The sequence below is a fragment of the Pseudomonas aegrilactucae genome, from assembly GCF_019168305.1.
Lineage (GTDB): Bacteria > Pseudomonadota > Gammaproteobacteria > Pseudomonadales > Pseudomonadaceae > Aquipseudomonas > Aquipseudomonas aegrilactucae.
Map to the genome: position 1 here is coordinate 1 of NZ_JAHTBI010000022.1, position 22836 is coordinate 22836.

General features: G+C 63.8%; 24 protein-coding genes. 10 read left to right on the top strand and 14 right to left on the bottom strand.

Going from position 1 to position 22836, the window contains the following annotated elements:
• Positions 1-79: 79 nt before the first annotated feature.
• Positions 80-718, bottom strand: a complete 639-nt coding sequence (gene can, locus KUO17_RS07210; protein WP_217974602.1) for a carbonate dehydratase — start codon at positions 716-718, stop codon at positions 80-82.
• Between the two features lie 118 nt (positions 719-836).
• Between can and KUO17_RS07215 the strand changes: the two genes are divergently transcribed.
• On the top strand, positions 837-1160 hold the full coding sequence (locus KUO17_RS07215) for a serine kinase/phosphatase (RefSeq protein ID WP_217974604.1): 324 nt from the start codon (positions 837-839) through the stop codon (positions 1158-1160).
• A 3-nt stretch (positions 1161-1163) separates the two neighbouring features.
• Here KUO17_RS07215 and rimI read toward each other — a convergent pair whose 3' ends face one another.
• Both rimI and KUO17_RS07225 read right to left on the bottom strand, forming a co-directional pair.
• Entirely contained in the window at positions 1164-1616 is a 453-nt protein-coding gene (gene rimI / locus KUO17_RS07220; protein WP_217974606.1) for a ribosomal protein S18-alanine N-acetyltransferase, read from the bottom strand.
• Positions 1609-2391, bottom strand: coding sequence for an energy transducer TonB (locus KUO17_RS07225; RefSeq protein ID WP_217974608.1), 783 nt, complete (start codon positions 2389-2391; stop codon positions 1609-1611). Before KUO17_RS07225 ends, rimI begins: the two co-directional genes overlap by 8 nt.
• 167 nt (positions 2392-2558) lie before the next feature.
• On the opposite strand from KUO17_RS07225, the gene mksB reads away from it, so the two are divergent.
• Genes mksB through mksF form a run of 3 tightly spaced genes read left to right on the top strand, consistent with a single transcriptional unit; the run spans position 2559 to position 7358 of the window.
• Positions 2559-3836 carry an Mks condensin complex protein MksB gene (gene mksB / locus KUO17_RS07230; RefSeq protein ID WP_217974610.1) on the top strand — a complete coding sequence of 426 codons (1278 nt, stop codon included), beginning with the start codon at positions 2559-2561 and terminating at the stop codon, positions 3834-3836.
• Positions 3826-4527 carry an Mks condensin complex protein MksE gene (gene mksE / locus KUO17_RS07235; RefSeq protein WP_217974612.1) on the top strand — a complete coding sequence of 234 codons (702 nt, stop codon included), beginning with the start codon at positions 3826-3828 and terminating at the stop codon, positions 4525-4527. The genes mksB and mksE overlap by 11 nt, the downstream gene beginning before the upstream one ends.
• The gene (mksF, locus tag KUO17_RS07240) at positions 4524-7358 is read left to right on the top strand and encodes an Mks condensin complex protein MksF (RefSeq protein WP_217974614.1); all 2835 of its coding nucleotides are present in this window, start codon (positions 4524-4526) and stop codon (positions 7356-7358) included. The genes mksE and mksF overlap by 4 nt, the downstream gene beginning before the upstream one ends.
• A gap of 130 nt (positions 7359-7488) precedes the next feature.
• Here mksF and KUO17_RS07245 read toward each other — a convergent pair whose 3' ends face one another.
• The 5 genes from KUO17_RS07245 to rplU form a co-directional block, all read right to left on the bottom strand.
• A complete protein-coding gene (locus KUO17_RS07245; protein WP_217974640.1) occupies positions 7489-7902 on the bottom strand; it encodes a CreA family protein in 414 nt (137 codons plus the stop codon).
• Between the two features lie 52 nt (positions 7903-7954).
• Positions 7955-9073, bottom strand: a complete 1119-nt coding sequence (proB, locus tag KUO17_RS07250) for a glutamate 5-kinase (protein WP_217974616.1) — start codon at positions 9071-9073, stop codon at positions 7955-7957.
• A gap of 75 nt (positions 9074-9148) precedes the next feature.
• Complete coding sequence (cgtA, locus tag KUO17_RS07255; RefSeq protein WP_217974618.1) at positions 9149-10369, bottom strand: Obg family GTPase CgtA; 1221 nt, start codon at positions 10367-10369, stop codon at positions 9149-9151.
• Between the two features lie 193 nt (positions 10370-10562).
• Complete coding sequence (rpmA, locus tag KUO17_RS07260; protein WP_163947396.1) at positions 10563-10820, bottom strand: 50S ribosomal protein L27; 258 nt, start codon at positions 10818-10820, stop codon at positions 10563-10565.
• 35 nt (positions 10821-10855) lie between these two features.
• Positions 10856-11167, bottom strand: a complete 312-nt coding sequence (gene rplU, locus KUO17_RS07265; RefSeq protein ID WP_116549146.1) for a 50S ribosomal protein L21 — start codon at positions 11165-11167, stop codon at positions 10856-10858.
• 253 nt (positions 11168-11420) lie between these two features.
• On the opposite strand from rplU, the gene KUO17_RS07270 reads away from it, so the two are divergent.
• The 3 genes from KUO17_RS07270 (at position 11421) to KUO17_RS07280 (ending at position 13211) form a co-directional block, all read left to right on the top strand.
• Positions 11421-12389, top strand: a complete 969-nt coding sequence (locus tag KUO17_RS07270) for a polyprenyl synthetase family protein (protein ID WP_217974620.1) — start codon at positions 11421-11423, stop codon at positions 12387-12389.
• A gap of 97 nt (positions 12390-12486) precedes the next feature.
• Entirely contained in the window at positions 12487-12828 is a 342-nt protein-coding gene (locus KUO17_RS07275) for a zinc ribbon domain-containing protein YjdM (RefSeq protein WP_217974622.1), read from the top strand.
• A 134-nt stretch (positions 12829-12962) separates the two neighbouring features.
• Positions 12963-13211, top strand: coding sequence for a PA4570 family protein (locus KUO17_RS07280; protein WP_217974624.1), 249 nt, complete (start codon positions 12963-12965; stop codon positions 13209-13211).
• A gap of 80 nt (positions 13212-13291) precedes the next feature.
• Here KUO17_RS07280 and bamJ read toward each other — a convergent pair whose 3' ends face one another.
• From bamJ to KUO17_RS07305, 5 genes are all read right to left on the bottom strand, one after another.
• The gene (gene bamJ, locus KUO17_RS07285) at positions 13292-13909 is read right to left on the bottom strand and encodes a BamJ family beta-barrel-assembly machinery protein (protein ID WP_163946948.1); all 618 of its coding nucleotides are present in this window, start codon (positions 13907-13909) and stop codon (positions 13292-13294) included.
• 86 nt (positions 13910-13995) lie between these two features.
• Positions 13996-14301, bottom strand: a complete 306-nt coding sequence (locus tag KUO17_RS07290; RefSeq protein ID WP_217974626.1) for a DUF6482 family protein — start codon at positions 14299-14301, stop codon at positions 13996-13998.
• Between the two features lie 137 nt (positions 14302-14438).
• Positions 14439-14927 (bottom strand): TIGR00645 family protein, encoded by a 489-nt coding sequence (locus KUO17_RS07295; RefSeq protein ID WP_217974628.1) that lies wholly within the window; start codon positions 14925-14927, stop codon positions 14439-14441.
• Positions 14928-15039: 112 nt separating this feature from the next.
• A complete protein-coding gene (locus KUO17_RS07300) occupies positions 15040-15381 on the bottom strand; it encodes a PA4575 family protein (RefSeq protein WP_043860214.1) in 342 nt (113 codons plus the stop codon).
• 243 nt (positions 15382-15624) lie between these two features.
• Positions 15625-18063 carry a Lon protease family protein gene (locus tag KUO17_RS07305; protein WP_217974630.1) on the bottom strand — a complete coding sequence of 813 codons (2439 nt, stop codon included), beginning with the start codon at positions 18061-18063 and terminating at the stop codon, positions 15625-15627.
• A 276-nt stretch (positions 18064-18339) separates the two neighbouring features.
• On the opposite strand from KUO17_RS07305, the gene KUO17_RS07310 reads away from it, so the two are divergent.
• The 3 genes from KUO17_RS07310 to KUO17_RS07320 all read left to right on the top strand — a co-directional run bounded on the left by KUO17_RS07310 (position 18340) and on the right by KUO17_RS07320 (position 21287).
• Positions 18340-18828 carry a DUF3015 domain-containing protein gene (locus tag KUO17_RS07310; protein ID WP_217974632.1) on the top strand — a complete coding sequence of 163 codons (489 nt, stop codon included), beginning with the start codon at positions 18340-18342 and terminating at the stop codon, positions 18826-18828.
• Between the two features lie 77 nt (positions 18829-18905).
• On the top strand, positions 18906-20759 hold the full coding sequence (locus tag KUO17_RS07315) for an Lnb N-terminal periplasmic domain-containing protein (protein ID WP_217974634.1): 1854 nt from the start codon (positions 18906-18908) through the stop codon (positions 20757-20759).
• Positions 20760-20930: 171 nt separating this feature from the next.
• On the top strand, positions 20931-21287 hold the full coding sequence (locus KUO17_RS07320) for a hypothetical protein (RefSeq protein ID WP_425274835.1): 357 nt from the start codon (positions 20931-20933) through the stop codon (positions 21285-21287).
• A gap of 27 nt (positions 21288-21314) precedes the next feature.
• Here KUO17_RS07320 and gdhA read toward each other — a convergent pair whose 3' ends face one another.
• Positions 21315-22652: an NADP-specific glutamate dehydrogenase gene (gdhA, locus tag KUO17_RS07325; protein ID WP_217974638.1), complete on the bottom strand. Its 1338-nt coding sequence runs from the start codon at positions 22650-22652 to the stop codon at positions 21315-21317.
• Positions 22653-22836 lie beyond the last annotated feature (184 nt).

Genomic DNA, 22836 nt, shown 5'->3' on the forward strand with positions numbered 1-22836 from the left:
GCAAGCCAGCTCCCACAGTGTTTTGCGGCGCACACAAAACCCTGTGGGAGCTGGCTTGCCAGCGAAAGGGGCGGCGCGGTCAGTCCTGCGGGCGCAACCGGTACTGCGGCGGCAACTGCTCAAAGCCGCTGATGGTGGTGTTCAGGCTTTTCCACAGGCCATCCTTGATACCGTAGATGCAGCCATGGATCGACAGGCTCTGCCCACGGTGCCAGGCGTTCTGCACGATGCTGGTATGCCCCACGTTCGCCACCTGCTGGATCACGTTCAGCTCGCACAGGCGGTCGACCTGCTCTTCCTCGGTCGCCAGCTTGGCCAGCTCGACGCGGTTCTCGTAGTACACGTCGCGAATCGCACGCAACCAGCCATCGATCAGGCCCAGCTGACGGTCCTGCATCGAGGCACGCACACCGCCACAGCCATAATGCCCGGTCACCAGGATGTGCTTGACCTTCAGCACATCCACCGCGTACTGGATCACCGACAGGCAGTTCAGGTCAGTGTGCAGCACCACGTTGGCCACGTTGCGGTGCACGAACAGATCACCCGGCAGCATGCCGACGATCTCGTTGGCCGGCACCCGCGCATCCGAACAGCCGATCCACAGAAACTCCGGGGTCTGCTGACGCGCCAGCTTGGCGAAGAAGTCCGGATCTTCCTGTTTGATCGCATCGGCCCAGCGTGCGTTGTTATCAATCAGTTCCTGTAGATCGTGCATGTTCAAGCCTCATTGGGGTGCGCATGTGTGACTGGCGCGACCCTGTTCGGGTCACGCCTTTGAATCTTCCCGCCCATGGCCGGTCCACCGCTTACATGCCACCTGCAGGAGAATAGCCATGACCGAATCACGCCGCCCGCCGCACGCCCCGCAACCTACCCCGATCGACACGATCGAAGACCAGATGGGCTCGGTCGAACCGCTGGACTTCGACACGGAACACCCAGTCACCGATCCCCATTTCGACCCCAGCGACGATGACCTTGAGCCCGAAACCCTGATCCCCGAAGACGGTGCACGCTCTGCCAACGAAGCCGGTGAGGACCACCCGGCCGACTGGGACCTGAGCGTGGTCGATGAAGAGGATATCGGCGGTGGCAACGGCCTGGACGAAGCCGAGCTGGCACGACGCGACCCGCTGGACGGCAAGCGCGAACGCTGAGCCTTACTCGAACAGGGTGCAGGCCATGACCAGCGCGTCTTCGCGCCCACCCGCCACCGGGTAGTAATCGCGCCGTCGGCCGATCTCGTTGAAGCCGAAACGTTCGTACAGGCGATACGCCGACTGGTTGCTGGCACGCACTTCCAGAAAGCATTCGCGGCCATTGCTGTCGTAGGCGCGCTTCATCAGCTCTTCGAGCAGCCGCAGGCCCAGGCCACGGCCCTGGCTCTCGGGCTTGACGGTGATGTTGAGCAGGTGCGCCTCGTCGATGATCACGTTGATCACGCCATGGCCTACCTGCTGCTCGCCCTCGAACATCAGCCAGATCTCGTAGCTCTTGAGGCCGTCGAGAAAGATGCCGCGGGTCCAGGGGTGGCTGAACGCCGCGTATTCGATCTTCAGTACCGCATCCAGGTCCGCCTCGGTCATGCGGCGAAAACTGATCGTGTCACTCATTGCGTGGTTTCCAGCGCGCCATCAGCCGGCGCATGGCTTGCCAGACGTGCGCCTTGCGGCTCGGCTCGTCCATCAACACTTCAAGGCCGGGCAAGGCCCAGCAATTGCCCAGGCCCTCCACCGGCAGTTCGCGGTAGAACGCCTGCTCGTCGGCTTCGCCGGCAAACCGCACCGCCGGCAGGCCGATCAGCCACAGGCTACTGCAGGGCGCCTCTTCAAGCCGTGCCTGGATAAAGCCCTGCACAAAATCACGCGCCGCCAGGGGCCCCTGGTCCAGCGTGCCACGTACCAGCAACGGCCAGCGCACCGGCTCGCCGATGATCTGCGGGCTGTCGGGCAGGCCGGCGGCGCGCAGCATGTCCTTGAGCAGCAGGTACGAAGGGTCTCGGCTCTGGAACGGCTGACCGGTGGCCAGCTCGACCAGGATCAGGCAGTCGCCGGCGCGCAGCAGCTGCAAGGCAAACCGCGGCGGTGGTACCACCACCGGCTTGACCACCGCCGGCGCGGCGTCGGTTTCGGCAGCAGGCTTGCTGGCCAGCCTGGAACTGACCGTCGGTCGCGGGATCTCGATTTTCGGCCGTTCCGCCGGCTTGGCGGCAGGCGCCGCCACCTTGGCCGGCACAGCCGCGTGTACCACAGGCGCCTCGACCAGCGGTTCGGGTACCCGCAGCAGCTCGGGGCGCGAGGGCGCGGCGAACGGCAGTTCGGCACGCGGCAGCCAGTGCACCACTTGCATGGCGTTCAGGTAAGCGCGGCGGCGGGACTCGATAAGCAAGGGGCGGTCATCTGTGGATAAGTCAGGGCGAGCATTCTACCGCCGTTGCGCCGCCGTTGCAGAGCAGAAAACCGAACGGCAACACCAGCAAACGATCAGGGGGTGAATCGCACCCCTCCTGATGCAGTACAATCGGCGCTTTTATTTGGCAACGAGTCGACCCGCCAATGATCGAACCCAAGCGCGTCCTGCGCGCCCTAGCCGAACACTGGGCCCTGCTCGAGCCGTTGTGCGAGCGCTTCGACGGGGGCACCCTGAGCCTGGCCGAGCTGCGCGGGCAACTGGCCGCACAACAGCTCGACAGCACCCCCCAGGACATCACCAGCCTGCTGGATGTGTGGATTCGCCTGGACATCCTGGTCCCGGTGGCCAAGAGCCCGAACCGCTTCGAGCTCAATGCGCAGATCCACGACTTCCTGGCCTACCTGCGCCGCGAGCACCGCCTGGGCCTGTGCCTGGAGATCGAAGCGTACCTGCGTCACCTGGAGCGCCTGGCCGGGCACATTCAGGATGCCTTCGACATTCGCGACGGCAACGACCTGGCCCGCCAGCTGCGCCTGCTCGACATGCGCGTGCGCGACGTGCTGAAAAAGCTCGACAACGACGAACAGGCGCTGGTCGGCGTGGCCGAACGGGCCAAGACCAGCGACCGCCAGATCCCGCTGCGCCAGCGCTACGCCGAAGTGCTGGCGACCTGGGACGAGTACGTCGAGCCGATGATCCAGCTGGTGAACGCCGATGGCGCCTTCGAACAGGGCGTGCGCAAGGTCGAGACCGTGCTGCTGCGCCTGCTGGGCGAGCAGGCGCGCCTGGGCCATCTGGTCGACGACGACATGCTGCTGCGCACCCACGCACGTATCCTGGAGATGCAGACCAGCGCCCAGCTGACCCTGCGCCATGCGCGCGAGCTGCTGCTGCCGCTGCGTGAAGAAGCGCGCCGGCACAACGCCGTGACCCGTGGCGCCGCGCTGGCGCTGTCGGTGATCCGGCGCAAGGGCATCGATGCGGTCCCCCAGGCCGCCATGCCGCTGTTCACCCGCCCGCAAAGCACCTTCCTCGGCAGCGCCAGCCAGGTCGAGGCGTACGTATATGCGCTGGCCCGCTTCGAAGCCAAGCCGGCGCAGTTCCCCAAGGCGCACAAGAGCCACAAGGGCGACGCCCCGCGTGCACCGCGCACGGTCAAGGAGATGCTCGAACGCTGCGAAGACGCCCTGCCGCTGCCCGACCTGATGGTATGGCTGCTGGAGCAGGAGCCCGAAGGCGCCACCGACGAACTGCTGTACTGGTTCTCGCGCCTGTCGCGGGAAAAACGCTTTACCCGTGCACGCCTGGAGCGGCGCGAGTACACCACTCAGGAACACCTGGTCAGCCTGCGCTCGTTCGCCCTGACTTCAAGCCGCGAACCGTCGCCCGAGCCTACTGCGAGCCCTACCCATGCATCTTGATCTTTCCGAACTGTCCCAGCTCGCACCGATCTTCCGCGAGCTGTTCAAGGGCTTCCACATCAGCCGGCGCGACCCCGAGCTGTACGCCCAGCTGTCGAACTTCCAGGACCAGTACCGCGGCCTGTTCAAGGCCCTGGGCTTCGAACTGGTGTGCGACACCCGCGGCTTCTACTATTTCGTGCCGGAACTGGCTGCCGCGCAGGTCAACAAGACCGCGCAGCGCCTGTCGCTGTTCACCTTCATCCTGGTCGAGCACCTGGCCGACCAGGGCCGCGACCCGATGGCCGTGCTCGACGGCGGCAGCCTGGGCCGCGACGAGTTGCCTTCGTTGCTGGAAAAATACCGCGACCTGTTCGTGCAGGCCGAAGTGCAGACGCCGGACGAGCTGGAAGAGAAGATCATGCGCCGCATGACCCAGCTCGGCTTTGCCAGCGAAGACAACGGCATCTACCGCTTCCTGCCGCCGATGCACCGGTTCCTCGACGTGTGCCTGTCGGTGCAGCAGGACCGCGACCTGGCCGCCAGCCTGCACAGCGTCCTGCCGCTGCCCACCCCGGTGCTGGTGGTGGAAGAAACCCCCGAAGAGCTGAACAAGACCGACGACCCGCTCGACCTGAGCCCGTTCGAGGAAAGCGAAGAAGACGCCCTGGCCCGCGCCATTGCGCAAGAGCAACAGGAGATTGACGCATGAGCCAGGAACGCTACGGCATTCGCCGCTTTGCACTGCTCAACACGGCCGGCTACAGCCTGGGCCTGTTCCCGCTGGAAAACCCGCTGTCGGTGTACGGCGCCAACAACCTGGGCAAGAGTGCGTCGATCAACGCCCTGCAGTTCCCGATCCTGGCGCGCATGTCGGACATGAGCTTCGGCAAGTACAGCCTGGAACAGTCGCGCCGCTTCTACTTCGCCAGCGACACCAGCTACATCCTCTGCGAGGTCAACCTGCCCCACGGCCCGCACGTGATCGGCGTGGTCGGGCGCGGCCCGGGCGGCGGCTTCGGCCACCAGTTCTTCGCCTACGCCGGCGAGCTGGACCTGGGCCACTACCAGAAGAACGACACCTGCCTGCGCCAGAAGGAGCTGTTCAGCAACCTTGAGCGCAACGGCCTCAAAGCCTACGAACTCAAGCCCGACGAACTGCGCCGCCTGCTGGTGGGCGGGCACACCTCGGTGCCGCTGGACCTGACCCTGATTCCGCTGCGCTCCACCAGCGAACAGAGCCTGAAGACCTTCCGCGCGCTGTTCATCAACCTGCTGCACATGCGCGAGATCACCGCGGCCAAGCTCAAGCAGCTGTTTCTCGATGCGTTCGAGCACAGCCTGCGTTCGGGCAGCGTCGACTATATCGCCGCTTGCGAAGAGGCCTTCCGCGACGTGCGCCGCATGGAACAGGACTACCACTCGCTGGTGGCCGCCGGCCCGCTGGTCGAGGCCCTGGCCAACGGCGTGACCCAGCGCGACATCCTGCGCGGCAAGCTGCATCGCCTGTCGCCGCTGCTCGACCAGTTGCTCGGCACCTGGCAGGACTACGCCGGGGCGCGCAAGGAAGAACTGGTGCTGCAGGCCGAGCACTACAGCCACGAGCAGGACGCGCTGCAGAACAACCAGCGTGGCGGCACCCAGGAGCTGATGCGCCTGGAGCGCGAGATGACCGGCATCCAGCGCTGGCTGGGCGAGCTGTCGGTGCTCAAGCACCGCTTTGCGCTGGTGGATGACGTGAAGGTGCTGGAGCAGCAACTGCTGGCCGCCAAGGACGCCCACGATGAACTGGCCGGCGCCCTGGCGCAATCACGCCAGTTCAGCGCCGAAGACCTCGAAGAGCGCCTGCGCGACCTGGAAAAACGCCTCAAGTCGGTCAAGCAGCAACTCGACCATGCCGACAACAACAGCTATGCACGCCTGCGCGAGGAGTTCTCGCAACAGGACGTCGAGCGCCTGATGCGCCTGTTCAACGGCGCGCTGTTCAGCCTGCCGCTGGGCGAGCGTGGCATCGAGCTGGACGACAGCGACGTGTGGGTCAAATCCCTGGAAGCGGTACTCGATGGCTTCAAGGGCGAGCGCTTCGAAGCGCCTGGCCTGTCCATCGACCTGAGCACCATCGAGCCGCCGGCCTTGCAGGCCCTGGCCGACCGCGCCGCGTTGCGCGACCAGAAGGAGCGCCTGGAAAAGGAGCTCAAGCAACTCAAGACCCAGCAGGCCGTGGCTGCCGACCGCGCCGCGAGCAAGACCCAGACCGAAGCGCTGTACCAGCAGGTGCTGGATGCGCAGAAGGCCCTGGAAGACTACCGCCGCGCCCAGACGCTGTCGGCCGAGGAAGGCGACAAGCTGGAACAGTTGGCGCAGATGGAAGCGGCCCAGGACGAACTCAAGCGCTCCAGCGATGCGTTCACCGAGCGCGTCCAGCAACTGTCGGCCAAGCTGCAACTGGTCGGCCGCCAGATCGCCGACATGGAAGCCAAGCAGCGCACCCTGGACGACGCCCTGCGCCGTCGCCAACTGCTGCCGGCCGACCTGCCGTTCGGCACGCCGTTCATGGACCCGGTCGACGATTCCATGGACAACCTGCTGCCGCTGCTCAACGACTACCAGGACAGCTGGCAGGGCCTGCTGCGGGTCGACGGCCAGATCGAGGCGCTGTACGCCCAGGTGCGCCTCAAGGGCGTGGCCAAGTTCGACAGCGAAGACGACATGGAGCGCCGCCTGCAACTGCTGATCAACGCCTACGCGCACCGTACCGACGAAGCCCTGACCCTGGGCAAGGCGCGGCGTGCGGCGGTGACCGACATTGCGCGTACCCTGCGCAACATCCGCAGCGACTACGACAGCCTCGAGCACCAGCTGGCGCTGTTCAACCGCGAGATCAACAAGCGCCAGGTCTCCAACCTGCAGAGCTTTCGCATCGTGCTGGCGCCGAACAAGGAGGCGCTCAAGCACATCGACCAGATCATCCACAGTGCCGGGCAGTACGAAGAAGGCGAGACGCTGTCGGTGTTCGACCTGAGCCAGAGCGCCGAGCAGGACAACAAGAACGAAGAGGCCAAGGAATACCTGGCACGGCTGGTGGCGGCCAACCACAACCAGCTGGGCTTGAAGGACCTGTTCGAGCTGGCGTTCGAGATCACCAAGGTGGGTGGGCAGCCGGTGATTCATACCGACATCGACGGTGCGGCGTCCAACGGCACCACCATGACCATCAAGGCGCTGACCAACATGTACCTGCTGCTGCACCTGATGGACCGCGACCAGGCCGGGCGCGTGCGCTTGCCGTACTACCTGGACGAGGCGGCGGACATCGACGAACGCAACCAGGCGGCATTGCTGGAGACCAGCCTGCAGTTGGGCTTCGTGCCGATTCTGGCGAGCGTGAAGCCGCAGGTGTCGGCGCACGTGGCGATCGACCTGGAAGGCGGCAGCGGGCCGAACGGGATCTACATCGACGAGGCGGACTGGAAGTACATCAGCCGTCGCGATCAGGTGAAGGTCGAGGTGCGGGAAGTAGACGTGGAGCCGGCGTCGATCTGACGCCTGTACAGGGGCCTTGATGGCCCCTTCGCCGGCAAGCCGGCTCCCACAGGGTTATCAGTGCTCTGGAGACAGGCACTGTCACCTGTGGGAGCTGGCTTGCCAGCGAAGAAGGCAACGCGGTGCTAGATCATTCTGCCCAAGGCAGGATCGGAATCGCCGTCACCGCGTTCTGCGGGCTGCCTTCGATCAACCGGTCGCTGTACACCAGGTACACCAGCGTGTTGCGCTTCTTGTCCAGGAAGCGCACCACCTGCATGGTCTTGAACACCAGCGAAGTGCGCTCCTTGAACACTTCGTCGCCATCCTTGAGCTCGCCCTTGAAGCGGATCGGGCCCACCTGACGGCAGGCGATCGAAGCCTCCGCACGGTCCTCGGCCAACCCCAGCCCACCCTTCACGCCGCCGGTCTTGGCCCGCGACAGATAACAGGTCACGCCCTCCACCTTGGGGTCGTCAAACGCCTCGACCACGATGCGGTCGTTCGGCCCGACGAACTTGAACACGGTCGACACCTGGCCGATTTCCTCGGCCCCGGCCACCATCGGCAGCGCCAGCAAGGCGGCTGCAAAAATCCCTTTGATCACGCTCACCTCCTCATACCAGAATCAGGTTGTCGCGGTGCACCAGCTCAGGCTCGGCGCTGTAGCCCAGCACGCTTTCGATCGCCTCGGACGACTGGCCGATGATCTTCTGTGCTTCCAGCGCACTGTAGTTGGCCAGGCCGCGTGCCACTTCAACGCCGTCAGGCCCCACGCACACGACCATCTCGCCACGGCGGAAACTGCCCTGCACGGTCTTCACGCCTACTGGCAACAGGCTCTTGTTGGCCTGGCGCAACGCCTGCACCGCACCGGCATCCAGCACCAGCGTGCCGCGGGTCTGCAGGTGCCCGGCCAGCCACTGCTTGCGCGCCGCCAGCATGCCGCGCTCGGGCGACAGCAAGGTGCCCAGGCGCTCGCCGGCCTTCAGGCGGTCGAGCACGCGCTCGATACGCCCGCCGACGATGATGGTGTGAGCGCCGGAACGCGCCGCCAGGCGCGCGGCACGCAGCTTGGTCTGCATGCCGCCACGCCCCAGCGCACCACCGGTACCGCCGGCCACCGCGTCCAGCGCCGGGTCATCGGCACGGGCTTCGTAGATCAGCTGGGCTTCAGGGTTGTGGCGCGGGTCGGCATCGAACATGCCGTCGCGGTCGGTGAGGATCACCAGCAGGTCGGCTTCCACCAGGTTGGCCACCAGCGCGGCCAGGGTGTCGTTGTCGCCAAAACGGATTTCGTCGGTGACCACCGTGTCGTTCTCGTTGATCACCGGCACCACGCCCAGCTCCACCAGGGTGCGCAGGGTGCTGCGGGCGTTCAGGTAACGCTTGCGGTCGGACAGGTCGTCGTGGGTCAGCAGGATCTGCGCGGTATGCCGGCCATGCTCGGCAAAGCTCGACTCCCAGGCCTGCACCAGGCCCATCTGGCCGATGGAGGCAGCAGCCTGCAACTCGTTCATCGCGCTCGGCCGTTTGCTCCAGCCCAGGCGGCTCATGCCGGCGGCCACGGCCCCCGAAGACACCAGCACCAACTCGACACCTGCGTCATGCAGGGCCACCATCTGCTCGACCCATACACCCATGGCTGCGCGGTCCAGGCCCTTGCCATCCGCCGTCAGCAATGCGCTGCCGATCTTCACCACCCAGCGCTGCGCACCCGTCACCTTGCTCCGCATCTTCTTCCAACCTTTAGAGATCTTTAGATACCAAAACGCCGCTTGAAAAAGCGGCGTTTAGTGTACTGCAACGAATCAGTCGCGCACGTAAATGATTTCCGCGCCGTCTTCGTCGTCCTCGTCCCAGTCGTCATCATCGTCGCCGATGTCGTGCACGCTCTTGACGCCGGTGCGGCGCAGGGCACGCGCATCGTCCAGGGCCTGCAACTGGGCACGGGCTTCGTCTTCGATGCGCTGGTCAAGGTCGGCCAACTCGTCACGGTAGGCCGGGTCGGCCGCCAGGCGGTCGGCGCGGTCTTCGAGGTAGCGCATGATGTCGCGGCTGAGCTGCTCGGTGCCTTGCTTGGAGATGGCCGAGATCACGTAGACCGGGCCTTCCCACTGCAGACGCTCGACCACGTCCTTGACCCGCTCGTCACGCTCGTCGTCCATCAGCATGTCGGTCTTGTTCAGCACCAGCCAGCGGTCACGCTCGGCCAGCGACGGGCTGAAGCGCACCAGCTCGTTGACGATCACTTCGGCGGCATCGGCGCTGCTGCTTTCATCCAGCGGTGCCAGGTCGACGAGGTGCAGCAACAGGCGGGTACGCGCCAGGTGCTTGAGGAAGCGGATACCCAGGCCGGCACCTTCGGAGGCGCCTTCGATCAGGCCGGGAATGTCGGCCACCACGAAGCTCTTCCAGCGGTCGACGCTGACCACACCCAGGTTTGGCACCAGGGTGGTGAACGGGTAGTCGGCGACTTTCGGCTTGGCGGCCGAGACCGAACGGATGAAGGTGGATTTGCCGGCATTCGGCAAGCCCAGCAGGCCGACGTCGGCCAGCACTTTCATTTCCAGTTTCAGGTCACGCTGCTCGCCCGGCTTGCCCGGGGTGGTCTGGCGTGGCGCACGGTTGGTACTGGACTTGAAACGGGTGTTACCCAGGCCGTGCCAGCCGCCCTGTACCACCATCAGTTTCTGCCCGGCCTTGACCAGGTCGCCGATGACTTCCTGGGTACCGGCGTCGATCACCGTGGTGCCGACCGGCACACGCAGGATCAGGTCTTCGCCCTTCTTGCCGGTGCAGTCGGTGCTGCCGCCGTTGGAGCCGCGCTGGGCTTCGAAATGGCGGGTGTAGCGGTAGTCGACCAGGGTGTTGAGGTTTTCGTCGGCAACCATGTACACCGAACCACCATCACCACCGTCGCCGCCGTTGGGGCCACCGTTCTCGATGAACTTCTCGCGACGGAAGCTCATGCAACCGTTACCGCCGTCACCGGCTTTGACCTTGATCGATACTTCGTCAACAAACTTCATAAAAACCGCCTCTCGTCAGCTGGACGAGCTGAGTGACACAAAGACATAAGGCTCTTGCAAAAGTGAGCGCGGCGGCCCCCGTCAACGACCGAAACACCAGCGCCGGCAGCCCATACAAACAGCTTTGCAAGAGACTCACCCCACAAACGAAAAAGCCCCGTCGCAAGACAGGGCTTTTCCAGCGATCGCGCGATTACTCGGCGATGACGCTTACGTAACGACGACCGAAGGCGCCTTTTACTTCGAACTTGATCTTACCCGCGATCTTGGCGAACAGGGTGTGATCCTTGCCCATGCCAACGCCGTAGCCAGCGTGGAATTGGGTGCCGCGCTGACGCACGATGATGTTGCCCGGGATGATAGCCTGGCCGCCATACATCTTCACGCCAAGGCGTTTGGCTTCTGAGTCGCGACCGTTACGGGTACTACCACCAGCTTTTTTGTGTGCCATGAGTTCAATTCTCCTAGTGAGGAATTAGGCTGAAGTTAAGCCTGAATACCGGTGATTTTGATCTCGGTGAACCACTGGCGGTGGCCCATACGCTTCATGTGGTGCTTACGGCGACGGAACTTGATGATACGCACTTTGTCGTGACGACCTTGCGAGATCACTTCAGCCACGACAGTGGCACCAGCAACAACTGGAGCGCCGATGTTCACGTCGTCGCCATTGGCAACCAACAGAACGCGGTCGAAGGTCACGGATTCGCCAGTGGCGACTTCCAGTTTTTCGATTTTCAGGTATTCACCTGGGGCGACTTTGTACTGCTTGCCACCGGTAACAATTACTGCGTACATGGGTATTTCTCCGATAATCCTGCTCACCCAGCTCTTTATAGGAAGAGTATTGGCTGGCATGGCTGCATAGGGCTGGAACGGCCCAGTGCAATTGCGTAAGGCAGGTGCTGCCCAGGAAGTTCAGGGTGCGCGATTGTACGCAAGCCAGCTTTGCCTTGCAAGTAGGCCCATTGCCCCCATGGCCAGTGCGCCTTGACACGCCGGGACCCGCAACCTAGCATGCCGCGCAACCCTTATGGAGCACCTGTGGCCGATGCAACCCCAAGCTTTCTACCGTGCGGTAGCGGACGACTTCAGCGCCGTTGACGAGATCATCAAGAAACAGCTGACTTCGCGTGTGCCGCTGGTATCGAAAATCGGCGACTATATTACCTCGGCCGGGGGCAAGCGTCTGCGCCCGCTGCTGGTGTTGCTGTGCGGCAAGGCACTGGGCCGCGAAGGCGACGACCTGCGCCTGCTGGCCGCCACCATCGAGTTCCTGCACACCGCCACCCTGCTGCATGACGACGTGGTCGACATGTCCGGCATGCGCCGTGGCCGCTCCACCGCCAATGCCCTGTGGGGCAACGCACCCAGCGTGCTGGTGGGCGACTTCCTGTATTCGCGCTCGTTCGAGATGATGGTAGAGCTGGGCTCGATGCCGGTCATGCAGATCCTCTCCAAGGCCACCCGGGTGATTGCCGAGGGTGAAGTGCTGCAGCTGTCGCGCATTCGCGATGCCAGCACCAGCGAAGAGGTCTACATGGAGGTCATCCGCGGCAAGACCGCGATGCTGTTCGAGGCCTCCACCCACAGCGCTGCAGCGCTGGCCGGTGCGACCCCGGAGCAGAGCGAAGCCCTGCGTACCTTTGGCGACCACCTGGGCGTGGCCTTCCAGCTGGTCGACGACCTGCTCGACTACAAGGGCGATGCCGAAACCCTGGGCAAGAACGTCGGTGACGACCTGGCCGAAGGCAAGCCGACCCTGCCGCTGATCTACACCATGCGCGAAGGCACGGCCGAACAGGCCGCCCTGGTGCGCCAGGCGATCCAGAAAGGCGGCCTGGAAGACCTCGAGAGCATCCGCAACGCGGTGGAAGCAGCCGGTGCACTGGACTACACCGCACAGATGGCCCGCGACTACGTGGCCCGTGCCATCGCCTGCCTGGACGTGCTGCCGGCCAGCGAATACCGCGAGGCACTGATCGAACTCAGCGAATTCGCCGTGGCCCGCACGCACTGATCCCCTCCCCGGCCCATCGTTCGATGGGCCTGCTTTTCCTCTGGTCGGCAAAACCCTATACAATGTGGGCTTTATACGCATGCCCTGAGGAACCGTAGTGAGCACTTTGCCACCCTGCCCCAAATGCAATTCCGAATACACCTACGAAGACGCCAGCCAGCTGATCTGCCCCGAGTGCGCCCACGAGTGGTCCGCCAGCGGTGACGCCGAAGCGGCCAATGACGAAGCGGTGAAGAAGGATTCGGTGGGCAACGTCCTGCAGGACGGCGATACCATCACCGTGATCAAGGACCTCAAGGTCAAGGGCACCTCGCTGGTGGTCAAGGTCGGCACCAAGGTCAAGAACATCCGCCTGTGCGACGGCGACCACGACATCGACTGCAAGATCGACGGCATCGGCCCGATGAAGCTGAAATCCGAGTTCGTGCGCAAGGTCTGAGACCTTGCCAATCCGGGGCTGCGCTCGCAGCCTCGACCTTACCGCCGAGCGGTAATCGCAAGAAAAATCCAATAGTCACTTGCTATTTTGATAATAAGAATTATTCTCATTGAACGCTTTCAAGGAGAATAGCCATGACTTATCTGATCGACGCCTGGCTTGACCGCCCCCATCCCTACCTGCGCATCCTGCACCGCGAAACGGGCGAAGTGTGCGCCGTGCTTGAAGAAGACGCGCTTGGCGAGCTGCGTGACCAGGGTGACCTGGACCTGAGTGGTTTGAATTCGAGTGAGCCGGTGGTGCTCAAGGAGCTGGTACGCAACCTGTTTCTGTTCTGCTATGCCCGGGCGTTGCGCCCTGGAGGTGGAACCGAGTGGAACTGAAAAAGCTTCGCCGGCAAGGCCGGCTCCTACACGGATACACGCTGTATCTGTAGGAGCCGGCCTTGCCAGCGAAGAGGGCCTTACAGTACGTCCAGCAGCTCGACGTCGAACACCAGTACGCTGTGCGGCGGGATGCTGCCAACGCCCTGGGCGCCGTAAGCCAGCTCGCTCGGCACGTACAGGCGCCATTTGCTGCCGGCGTTCATCAGTTGCAGGGCCTCGGTCCAGCCAGCGATCACGCCGCCCACCGGGAATTCGGCAGGCTGGCCGCGCTCGTAGGAGCTGTCGAACACAGTGCCGTCGATCAGGGTGCCGTGGTAGTGGGTACGTACGCTGTCTTCACGGCTTGGCTTGGCGCCTTCACCGGCAGTCAACACTTCGAACTGCAGGCCCGATGCCAGGGTGGTGATGCCGTCACGCTTGGCGTTTTCAACCAGGAAGGCCTTGCCTTCGCCGGCAGCCGCTTCAGCCTTGGCTGCAGCTTCGGCCTGCATGATGTCACGGATGACCTTGAAGCTGGCCGACAGGTCTTCTTCGCTGACGCGGCTGGCCTGGCCATTGAAAGCGTCGGTCAGACCGGCCAGGATCGCTTCCAGGTTGACGCCTGGTGGCGGGTTGTCACGCAGCTGGCCACCCAGCTGACGGCCGATGCCGTAGCTGACGCGGGTTTCGTCGGTGGACAGGTTGAGTTCGGACATGGTTCTGCTCCGCTACAGGGCGCACTGAGGCCGCGCCCTTGGTGAAAAGGGCCAGCAGCCTAGCACACTGCAGTCGAGCAGTTCAGCTACCAGGCAGAACGTCGCGGCATCGGCACCTTGAGGTCTTCCTCCACGGTACTTTCCATGCCGCACATCTCGTCCTGTACCGACCAGTGCACCAGGTGCAGCGGCACAGCCGGCAAACCATTGAGCAGGCGCTGGGCGTCCACCACCGAATGCACTTTCAAGCGCTGGCCGTGCGCGTCCGACAACGGATGCGCCCTGCCCTTGACCCGCGCCTCCAGCACGAAGTCGCCGCCTTCGATGGCAATCAGGTTGAGTTCATCGACATGGCCGGCCTTGGCCTCACTGTTCAGTTGATACAGGTTCATTGCGATACCTCGCTACTGGAACATTCGACAGACCGTTCATTTTTTGTACAGCCCCAGCCAAAGCACAAGGCACAAACGCAACCGCCCGTCCGTTTTGCAACGGACGGGCGGCGCGAACAGCGTCAGTGCCTGGGTGATCAGTGCTTGGTCATCTTGTCCAGGTAGCCCATGGCGAACGCCGAGACCACGAAGGTCATGTGGATGATCACGTACCACATCAGGTACTGGGTCTCGATATTGCGCGCGTCCATGAACACGCGCAGCAGGTGGATCGAGGAAATGGCCACGATCGAGGCGGCGACTTTCATCTTCAGCGACGAAGAGTCCATCTTGCCCAGCCAGTTGAGTTTTTCCGTGCCCTCGTCGATGTCCAGTTGCGACACGAAGTTCTCGTAGCCGGAGATCATCACCATCACCAGCAGGCCACCGACCAGGGCCATGTCGATCAGCGACAGCAAGACCAGGATCAGGTCGGCCTCGGCCAGCGAGAAGATGTTGGGCAGCACATGGAAGATCTCCTGAAAGAACTTCAGCGCCAGCGCCAGCAGGCCCAACGACAGACCAAAGTAGATCGGTGCGAGCAGCCAGCGCGAGGCGTACATCGCATTTTCGATAAAGCGTTCCATTGAGCAAATCACCAGGTGGCGGGAAAAACGAGCGCGAGTATACCAGCCGCCTGTGCCAGAAAAAGCCCGCGACACGCTGCCGCAGGCGGCGTGTGGGGTGAACCCGGGCGCTTCAGGTGTCGGGGTTGGACTGCAGGTCGCCCACGTGATGCACCCGCTCGCCGTTGATGCGGCGCAACTGGGCCTGCAGGTGCACGCACCAGATCTGCGGGTCGTCGGCCACCTGATAACCGTGCAGGGTGAGGCTGTCGACGATCGCGCTGAGCACCGACTCGGCCACGAACGGCCCGTGAAACGGCCCTTGAGCCTTGATGGCGGAAGGTTGCTCGCCAGCCATGCCGGCGGCGAACAGCAGTGTCCACATGCCGGTATCTCCGGCCAGTGGGCGGATACGGCATTCAATGCGGGTCACCAGGCCCAGGCACTGACGGGTGAGGCTGAGGGTACGCGGCATGGCGACGGTCCTCGGTGAAACGTTGCGCAGCCTGTGGCAAGGCTGTTTCGATCCTTTACCTACGACTGTCCTTGCCTTGAGGATAGAAGAAATCCACCGGCGACAAGCGGTCGGCGCCGAGTGGTCATGTCATTCAAAAGGCGACTGTGGCTGACAGACCGCTTTCGCTGGCAAGCCAGCTCCCACAGGGATCACCGCAGCCCTTGTGGGAGCTGGCTTGCCAGCGAAGGGGCCACCACGGTCTCAGGAAGGCTTGACCTGCGCCAGCGCCTCTTCGGCCAACGCCTTCTCGGCCTCCTTCAGGTCCTCTTCACTGATCATCTCGGCAATCACCCGCAGCCGCTCGACCACCCGTGCATTGATGCTGCCTTCGGGGAACTCGCCCTCCTCGTTCGGCTGCCCGGCCGGTTCGCCCACCAGCAGGCTCAATGCCTCGTCGGCCTGGCTGACCGCATACACGTGGAACTGCCCGGCGCGCACCGCCTGCAACACCCGCTCATCGAGCATCAGCGTGGCCACGTTGGCCCGCGGGATGATCGCGCCCTGCTCGCCGGTCAGGCCACGGGCCTCACACAGGCGGAAGAAGCCTTCGATCTTCTCGTTGACCCCACCCACCGCCTGCACTTCACCGAACTGGTTGATCGAGCCGGTAATCGCAAAGCATTGCTTGAGCGGGGTCCTGGACAAGGCCGAGATCAGCGTGCAGGCCTCGCCCAGCGAGGCGCTGTCGCCGTCCACATAACCGTAGGACTGCTCCAGCGCGATACTGGCGGAGATCGCCAGCGGGAACTCCTGTGCATACCGGCTGCCCAGGTAGCCGGTGAGGATCATCACGCCCTTGGAGTGAATCGGCTGGCCCAGGTTGACCTCGCGCTCGATGTCGACGATGCCGCTGCCGCCGGGGTACACCGTGGCGGAAATACGCGCCGGCACACCGAAGGCCGAATCCCCCACCTCCAGCACCGTCAGCCCATTGCACTTGCCCACCGCCGCACCTTCGGTGTCGATCAGGATGATGCCGGCCAGCATGTCGTCGAGAATCCGCGCCGACACCCTGCCGGTGCGCGTGGCCTTGGCCTTGAGTGCACGCTCGATGTGGCCGGCGTCGGTCATCTCGTCGTTGGCCAGGTGGCGGATGAAGTCCGCCTCGCTGACCAGTTGGAACAGATCACCGATACGCGCCGACAAACGCCCCTGATGCTCGGCCAGGCGCGCACTGTAGGTGGCCAGGCGCGCCACCGCATCGGCGGTCAGCGGGGCCATGCCCTCCTCGCTGGTGCGGGTCTTGAGCAACTGGGCGAACTGCTCCAGGCTCTCGTCGACCATCGGGATGTCTTCGTCGAAGTCCACCAGCACCCGGAACATCTCCTGGAAGTCCGGGTCATGGTCCTGCAGTGCGTAGTACAGCTGGCGCGCGCCGATGATCACCACCTTGACCTGCAACGGGATCATCTGCGGGGTGAGCGTCACGGTGGCCAGCCGGCCGTATTCGCCCAGCGGCGACTCCATCTTCAGCTTGCGCGATTGCAGGGCGCGCTTGAGCGCGTCCCACACGAACGGTTCACCGAGCATCTTCTCGGCTTCCAGGATCAGGAAGCCGCCGTTGGCACGGTGCAGCGCACCGGGGCGCAACTGCCGGTAGGTGGTGTACAGCGAGCCCTGGTCGTTGCCGTACTCGATGCGGCCGAACAGGTTGTCGTAGGTCGGGTGCGGCTCGAACACCACCGGCGCGCCGCCGCTGGCGTGATGGCCCACCACCAGGCTCGGCGCGTACTGTTCTTCGAGCATCTTGCGCGCCAGTGCATCGGTCTTGCTGTCGTCGACCAGTTGCTCGACCACGGTGCGCAACAGGTTGACCTGCATGGCCTGCAGGTAGGCGCATACCGCAGCGTTCTCGGCGTACTTCTGCGACAACGGCGCCAGCAGCGGCTGCAGGGCCAGGGTGATGGTCTCTTCGTTGAGCTGGCGCAGTTGATTGTTGGACTCGCGCTTCCATTGCGGCAGGCTGGCGAGCTCTTCGTTGAGGCGCTCTTCAAGGGCGCTGATGTCTTCGTGGAAACGCTCTCGCTCGGCCTCCGGCAACTGGGCGAACTCGGCCTCGTCCAACGCCTTGCCGTCGGCCATCGGGGTGAAGGCGACGTTGCTGCTGTCGCGGTACAGGGCCACGTCCTTTTCCAGCGACAGGCGCTCGATCACGTCCAGGGCGCGGTCGTAGCGCTGGTTGAAGGCGCGGTCGATGGCGCTTTTCTTCTGCTGGTAGGACGGGTGCTCGAACACCGCCGGAAAGGTCGCCAGCAGGTTGTCGATCAACCCGCCGATGTCAGCGATGAACGCGCCGGCACTGCCCGAGGGCAGCTCGAAGGCCTTGGGCTCGCGGGGCTCGTCGAAGTTGTTGACGTACAGCCAGTCGGACGGGGTCTGCAGGCGCTTGCCTTCGGCCTTCAGGTAACGCTTGACGAACGAGAAGCGGCCGGTGCCCGGCTCGCCCATGACGAATACGTTGTAACCGGGACGTGGCATGGCGACGCCGAACTGCAAGGCTTCGACGGCACGTTCCTGGCCTAGCACACCGCGAAAGGGCTCCAGATCATTGGTGGTGGAAAAAGCGAACTGTTCAGCGGAAAACGGCCGGGTCAGGGCTTCGGGCGCAAGACGCAGGCTCGCAGCAACAGAATCGGGCATCGGGCTTCCTTACTTCGGCGGGGCGGATGACGGCATTCTGGCGCCGCCCGCGCCCGGCTTGCAAGGCTCTTCAACGCTTTCTGCAGCAGGGTCGAAAAGCTGCCCCACGTCAATTATTTCAAGCAATCTTTTGCAATTAATCACGGAACCCTTAGAACATGCCTAAACTCCAAACTGCGCGGCTGGGTAAACAACCGACCCGTCCTGGCAGCTGAACCTACAGACATGCCAGATAACCCTGACCTTTGGTTTGAACATCAGAAAGAGAACAATGCTATGAAACGGATTCTTCTGGGTACTCTGTTCACCGCAGTTTCGCTCAACGCCATGGCCCAGGCGCCAGGCGGCCCGGACTGCGGCTGGGGCAACATGCTGTTCGAGGGCCAACGCGGTACACCGGCTCACTTCCTCGCGTCCACCACCAACGGTACCTCCGGTAACGCCACCTTCGGCATGACCTCGGGCACCAACGGCTGTTCCACCAATGCGGCACTGACCTACGGCGGCAAGTCGTGGTTTGCCATGAATGGCATGATGAACGAGCTGTCCGAAGACATGGCGCAAGGCCAGGGCGAAGCACTGACCACCTACGCGGTGGTACTGGGCGTCGCGCCGCAAGACCGTGCGCACTTCGCCGCCGTGACCCACCAGCACTTCCAGGAAATCTTCACCACAGCAGACGCTACCGCTGAAGATGTTCACGCCAACACCCTCGCCGTCCTGAAAAGCGACGCCCGCCTGGCCAAATACGCAACCCCGACTTAAGCTCGGCCCACCCGCCCCCTGAGGGGGCGGGTTGTTTGCCCGCCTCTATCGGCATCATTCAGACGTAGTTGCCCGACATGCTCAAACGCCTTGCCTCCCTGGTGCTGTGTGCCTGCACCCCGCTGCACGCTGTTGCCGCACTCGATGATTCACGCCTGCACACGCTGGCCAACGATCGCTACTGGATCTCGCTGGGCCACTACGAAACCGCCAAGCTCGGCGGCTGGCGCAGCTATGTGGACGATGCGCGCTTCTTTCTGGCCAAGGACGGTGCACACCACCCCGAGCAGGAACTACGCGCCACCTACGAGGCGCTGTATGCCCCGGCCAGCCTGGGCGACAAGCACGCCCAATGCGTATTCCCCGCACGCACCCGCTGGCTGCGCGAACAGTTGCAACTGAACGACCTGCCGACACCGGACTGCAAGGACTACACCCAGTGGTTCAAGGATGTGTCGCCGCACAGTGCGGTGATGATCTTTCCGGCCGCCTACCTCAACAGCCCCTCGTCGATGTTCGGGCATACGCTGCTGCGTATCGACCAGGCCGACGTGCAAAGCGACAACACCGCGCTGCTGAGCTACGCGATCAACTTCGGTGCCTACATCGAAGGCAACGACAACAGCATCCTGTACGCCTGGAAAGGCCTGATGGGCGGCTACCCCGGCCTGTTCGCGCTGGTGCCCTACCAGGAAAAGCTGTCCGAATACCGCAGCCTGGAAAACCGCGACCTGTGGGAGTACCGGCTGAACCTGACCCCGGAAGAAACCGGGCGCATGGTCGAGCACATCTGGGAACTCAAGCAGATCCAGTTCGACTACTTCTTCTTCGACGAAAACTGCTCGTACCGCCTGCTGGAACTGCTGCAGGTGGCGCGACCGAGCCTTGACCTGACCTCGCAGTTCCCGCTCACGGCGATCCCCACCGACACGGTCAAGGCGGTGAAGCAGGCCGGGCTGGTGGCACGCACCGACTACCGCCCTTCACGCGAGCGCGAGCTGCTCGAGCGTGCCAAGCCGCTGGACGATGCCGAGCAGCAGCAGGTACTGGCCGTGAGCGCCGACACCGCGCAACTGCAAAGCCCCGCGTTTGCCGCCCTGCCCCGCGCGCGCCAGGCCCTGGTGCAGGACGCCGCCTACCGCCTGGAGCGCTACCGTGCCAACGGCCAGGAACGCGACCCGGCGCGGGCCCGGCGCAGCTTCGAACTGCTGCGCGCGATCAACCGCAACCCGCCGCCGCCCTTGCAGATCGAACGCCCGGGCTTGCCCGAAGACGGCCACGAGTCGCGCACCTGGCAACTGGGTGTGGGTACCCGCGAAGACCGGGCGTTTGCCGAGTACGGGCTGCGCATGGCGTACCACGACCTCAACGACAATGCCTATGGCTTCCCGCTGGGCGCGCAGATCGAGATCCTGCAGCTCAAGGTGCGCCAGTACGAAGGCAACGACTGGCAGGTGCAGCGCCTGGACCTGGCGACGATCCGCTCGCTGACCCCGCGCAACGACCTGCTCAAGCCGTGGTCGTGGCAGGTGACGGGAGGCCTTGAGCGGGTGCTGGGCAAACACGAGAACGAAGTGCTGGTCAGCCATGTGAATGGCGGCGCCGGTGGCACCTGGCAGTTGGGCGAGGACATGCTCGGGTTTGCCCTGGGCACGGTGCGGGTGGAGCACAACAATGACTTTGCCGCGTTTGTCGCACCGGCGGCGGGGTTCAATACCGGGGTGCTGTGGCGCAACGGGCTGGGCAACCTGAGCCTGGAAGCCAAGGGCGATTACTTCACCAATGGCGAAGTGCGCCGCAGCCTGAGCCTGAACCAGCAGTGGGAACTGTCGCGCAACCTGGGTGTGCGCCTGAGTGCCAAGCGCGAGTTCAGCCAGCTGGCGGCGGCGCAGAACGAGGTGATGCTGGAAGTGAAGTGGTACAACTACTGACGCTTCGCCTGTAAGGCCGCCTTCGCTGGCAAGCCAGCTCCCACAGGGTTTTGTGGCGCATGCAACACCCTGTGGGAGCTGGCTTGCCAGCGAAGCTGTTGAAGTGCTTCACACCGTTTTGACGCCCCTGCAACAATCCACCGCCTAGACTTCACGCAACAGGTGGAGAGTCTGAACATGCGGTGGCATTGGGTGCTGGTGTCGGTACTGTTGGGCGGGTGCGCAAGCACCCATGACCAACTGATCAACCAAGGCTACCCGCCGCCCTACGCCGACGGGTTCCAGGACGGCTGCAGCAGTGGCCACCAGGCCGCCGCGAGCATGGCCGGCGACTTTCGCAAGGACGTGCCGCGCTACCTGCACAACCGCCAGTACGAAACCGGCTGGGATGACGGCTTTCGCCAGTGCCAGGCCATGCAGCAGAACCAGGACCGACAGGACTATCGCGCCCGCCACTGGGACGCGCGCGAAGAACAATGGCAGCAGGAAAAGGACCGCGACGCCGCCCGCGCCTATCGACGCAGATAGACGGCGGCGCCCTTCGGACCTGAAGGTTTACACCACGCCTTGCGCCAGCATGGCATCGGCCACCTTGACGAAGCCGGCGATATTGGCGCCCTTCACGTAGTTGATGCGGCCGTTCTCTTCGCCATAGTGCACACAGGCATGGTGGATCGACTGCATGATGTTGTGCAGCTTGCTGTCCACTTCACCGGCGGTCCACAGCAGACGCATGGCGTTCTGCGACATTTCCAGGCCGCTGACGGCCACGCCGCCGGCGTTGGACGCCTTGCCCGGGGCGAACAGGGTGCCGGCCTCGATGAAGATATCCACAGCCTCCAGCGTGGTCGGCATGTTCGCGCCTTCGGCCACGCAGATGCAGCCATTGCGCAACAGGGTGCGGGCGTCTTCGGCGTCCAGTTCGTTTTGCGTGGCGCACGGCAGGGCGATGTCGCAGGCCAGGCTCCAGGGACGCTGGCCGGCACGGAACTCCAGGCCGAACTGGCCGCTGAGCTCGCTCAGGCGACCGCGCTTGACGTTCTTGAGCGCCATCAGCGCGTCCCACTGTTCGTCGTTGAGGCCGGCTTCGCAGTACAGCGTGCCTTCGGAGTCCGACAGCGAGATGACCTTGCCGCCCAGGTCCATGACCTTGCGCGCAGCGTATTGCGCGACGTTGCCGGAGCCGGAGATGGCCACGCGGCGACCGTCGATGCGCAGGCCGTCACGCTTGAGCATTTCTTCGGCGAAGTACACGCAGCCGTAGCCGGTGGCTTCCGGGCGGATCAGGCTGCCGCCGTAGTTCATGCCCTTGCCGGTGAGCACCGAGGTGAACTGGTTGGCCAGGCGCTTGTACTGGCCGAACAGGAAACCGATCTCGCGACCGCCCACGCCGATGTCACCGGCCGGCACGTCGAGGTCGGCGCCGATGTGGCGATACAGCTCGCTCATGAAGGCCTGGCAGAAGCGCATGACTTCGGCATCGCTCTTGCCCTTGGGGTCGAAGTCCGAGCCGCCCTTGCCGCCGCCCATGGGCAGCGAAGTGAGCGAGTTCTTCAACACCTGCTCGAAGGCCAGGAACTTGAGCACACCGAGGTTCACCGACGGGTGGAAACGCAGGCCGCCCTTGTACGGGCCGATGGCGCTGCTCATCTGGATGCGGTAGCCGCGGTTGACCTGCACCTTGCCGTGGTCATCGACCCACGACACGCGGAACAGAATGGCTCGCTCTGGCTCGACCATGCGCTCGAGAATGCCGGCCTGCAGGTAGTGCGGGTTGGCTTCGAGGAAGGGCCACAGGCTGCGCAGCACCTCTTCCACCGCCTGGTGGAACTCGGGCTGGGCCGGGTCGCGTTGCTTGAGACGCGCGAGGAAATCTTCGACGGATTCGATCATGTAGACATTCACCAGAGAGAGTTGGACTTATTGGTTTTTTCAGGACTTTACCAAGAACCACTCGCACCGCAACAGGGCAAAATGTCGTTTTTATGAAATTAAATGGTGCATTTCTATAAGTGTATACACGTATGGGCCTCTTCGCTGGCAAGCCAAGAAACGAGACCAGGCCTGTCGTAGAGCA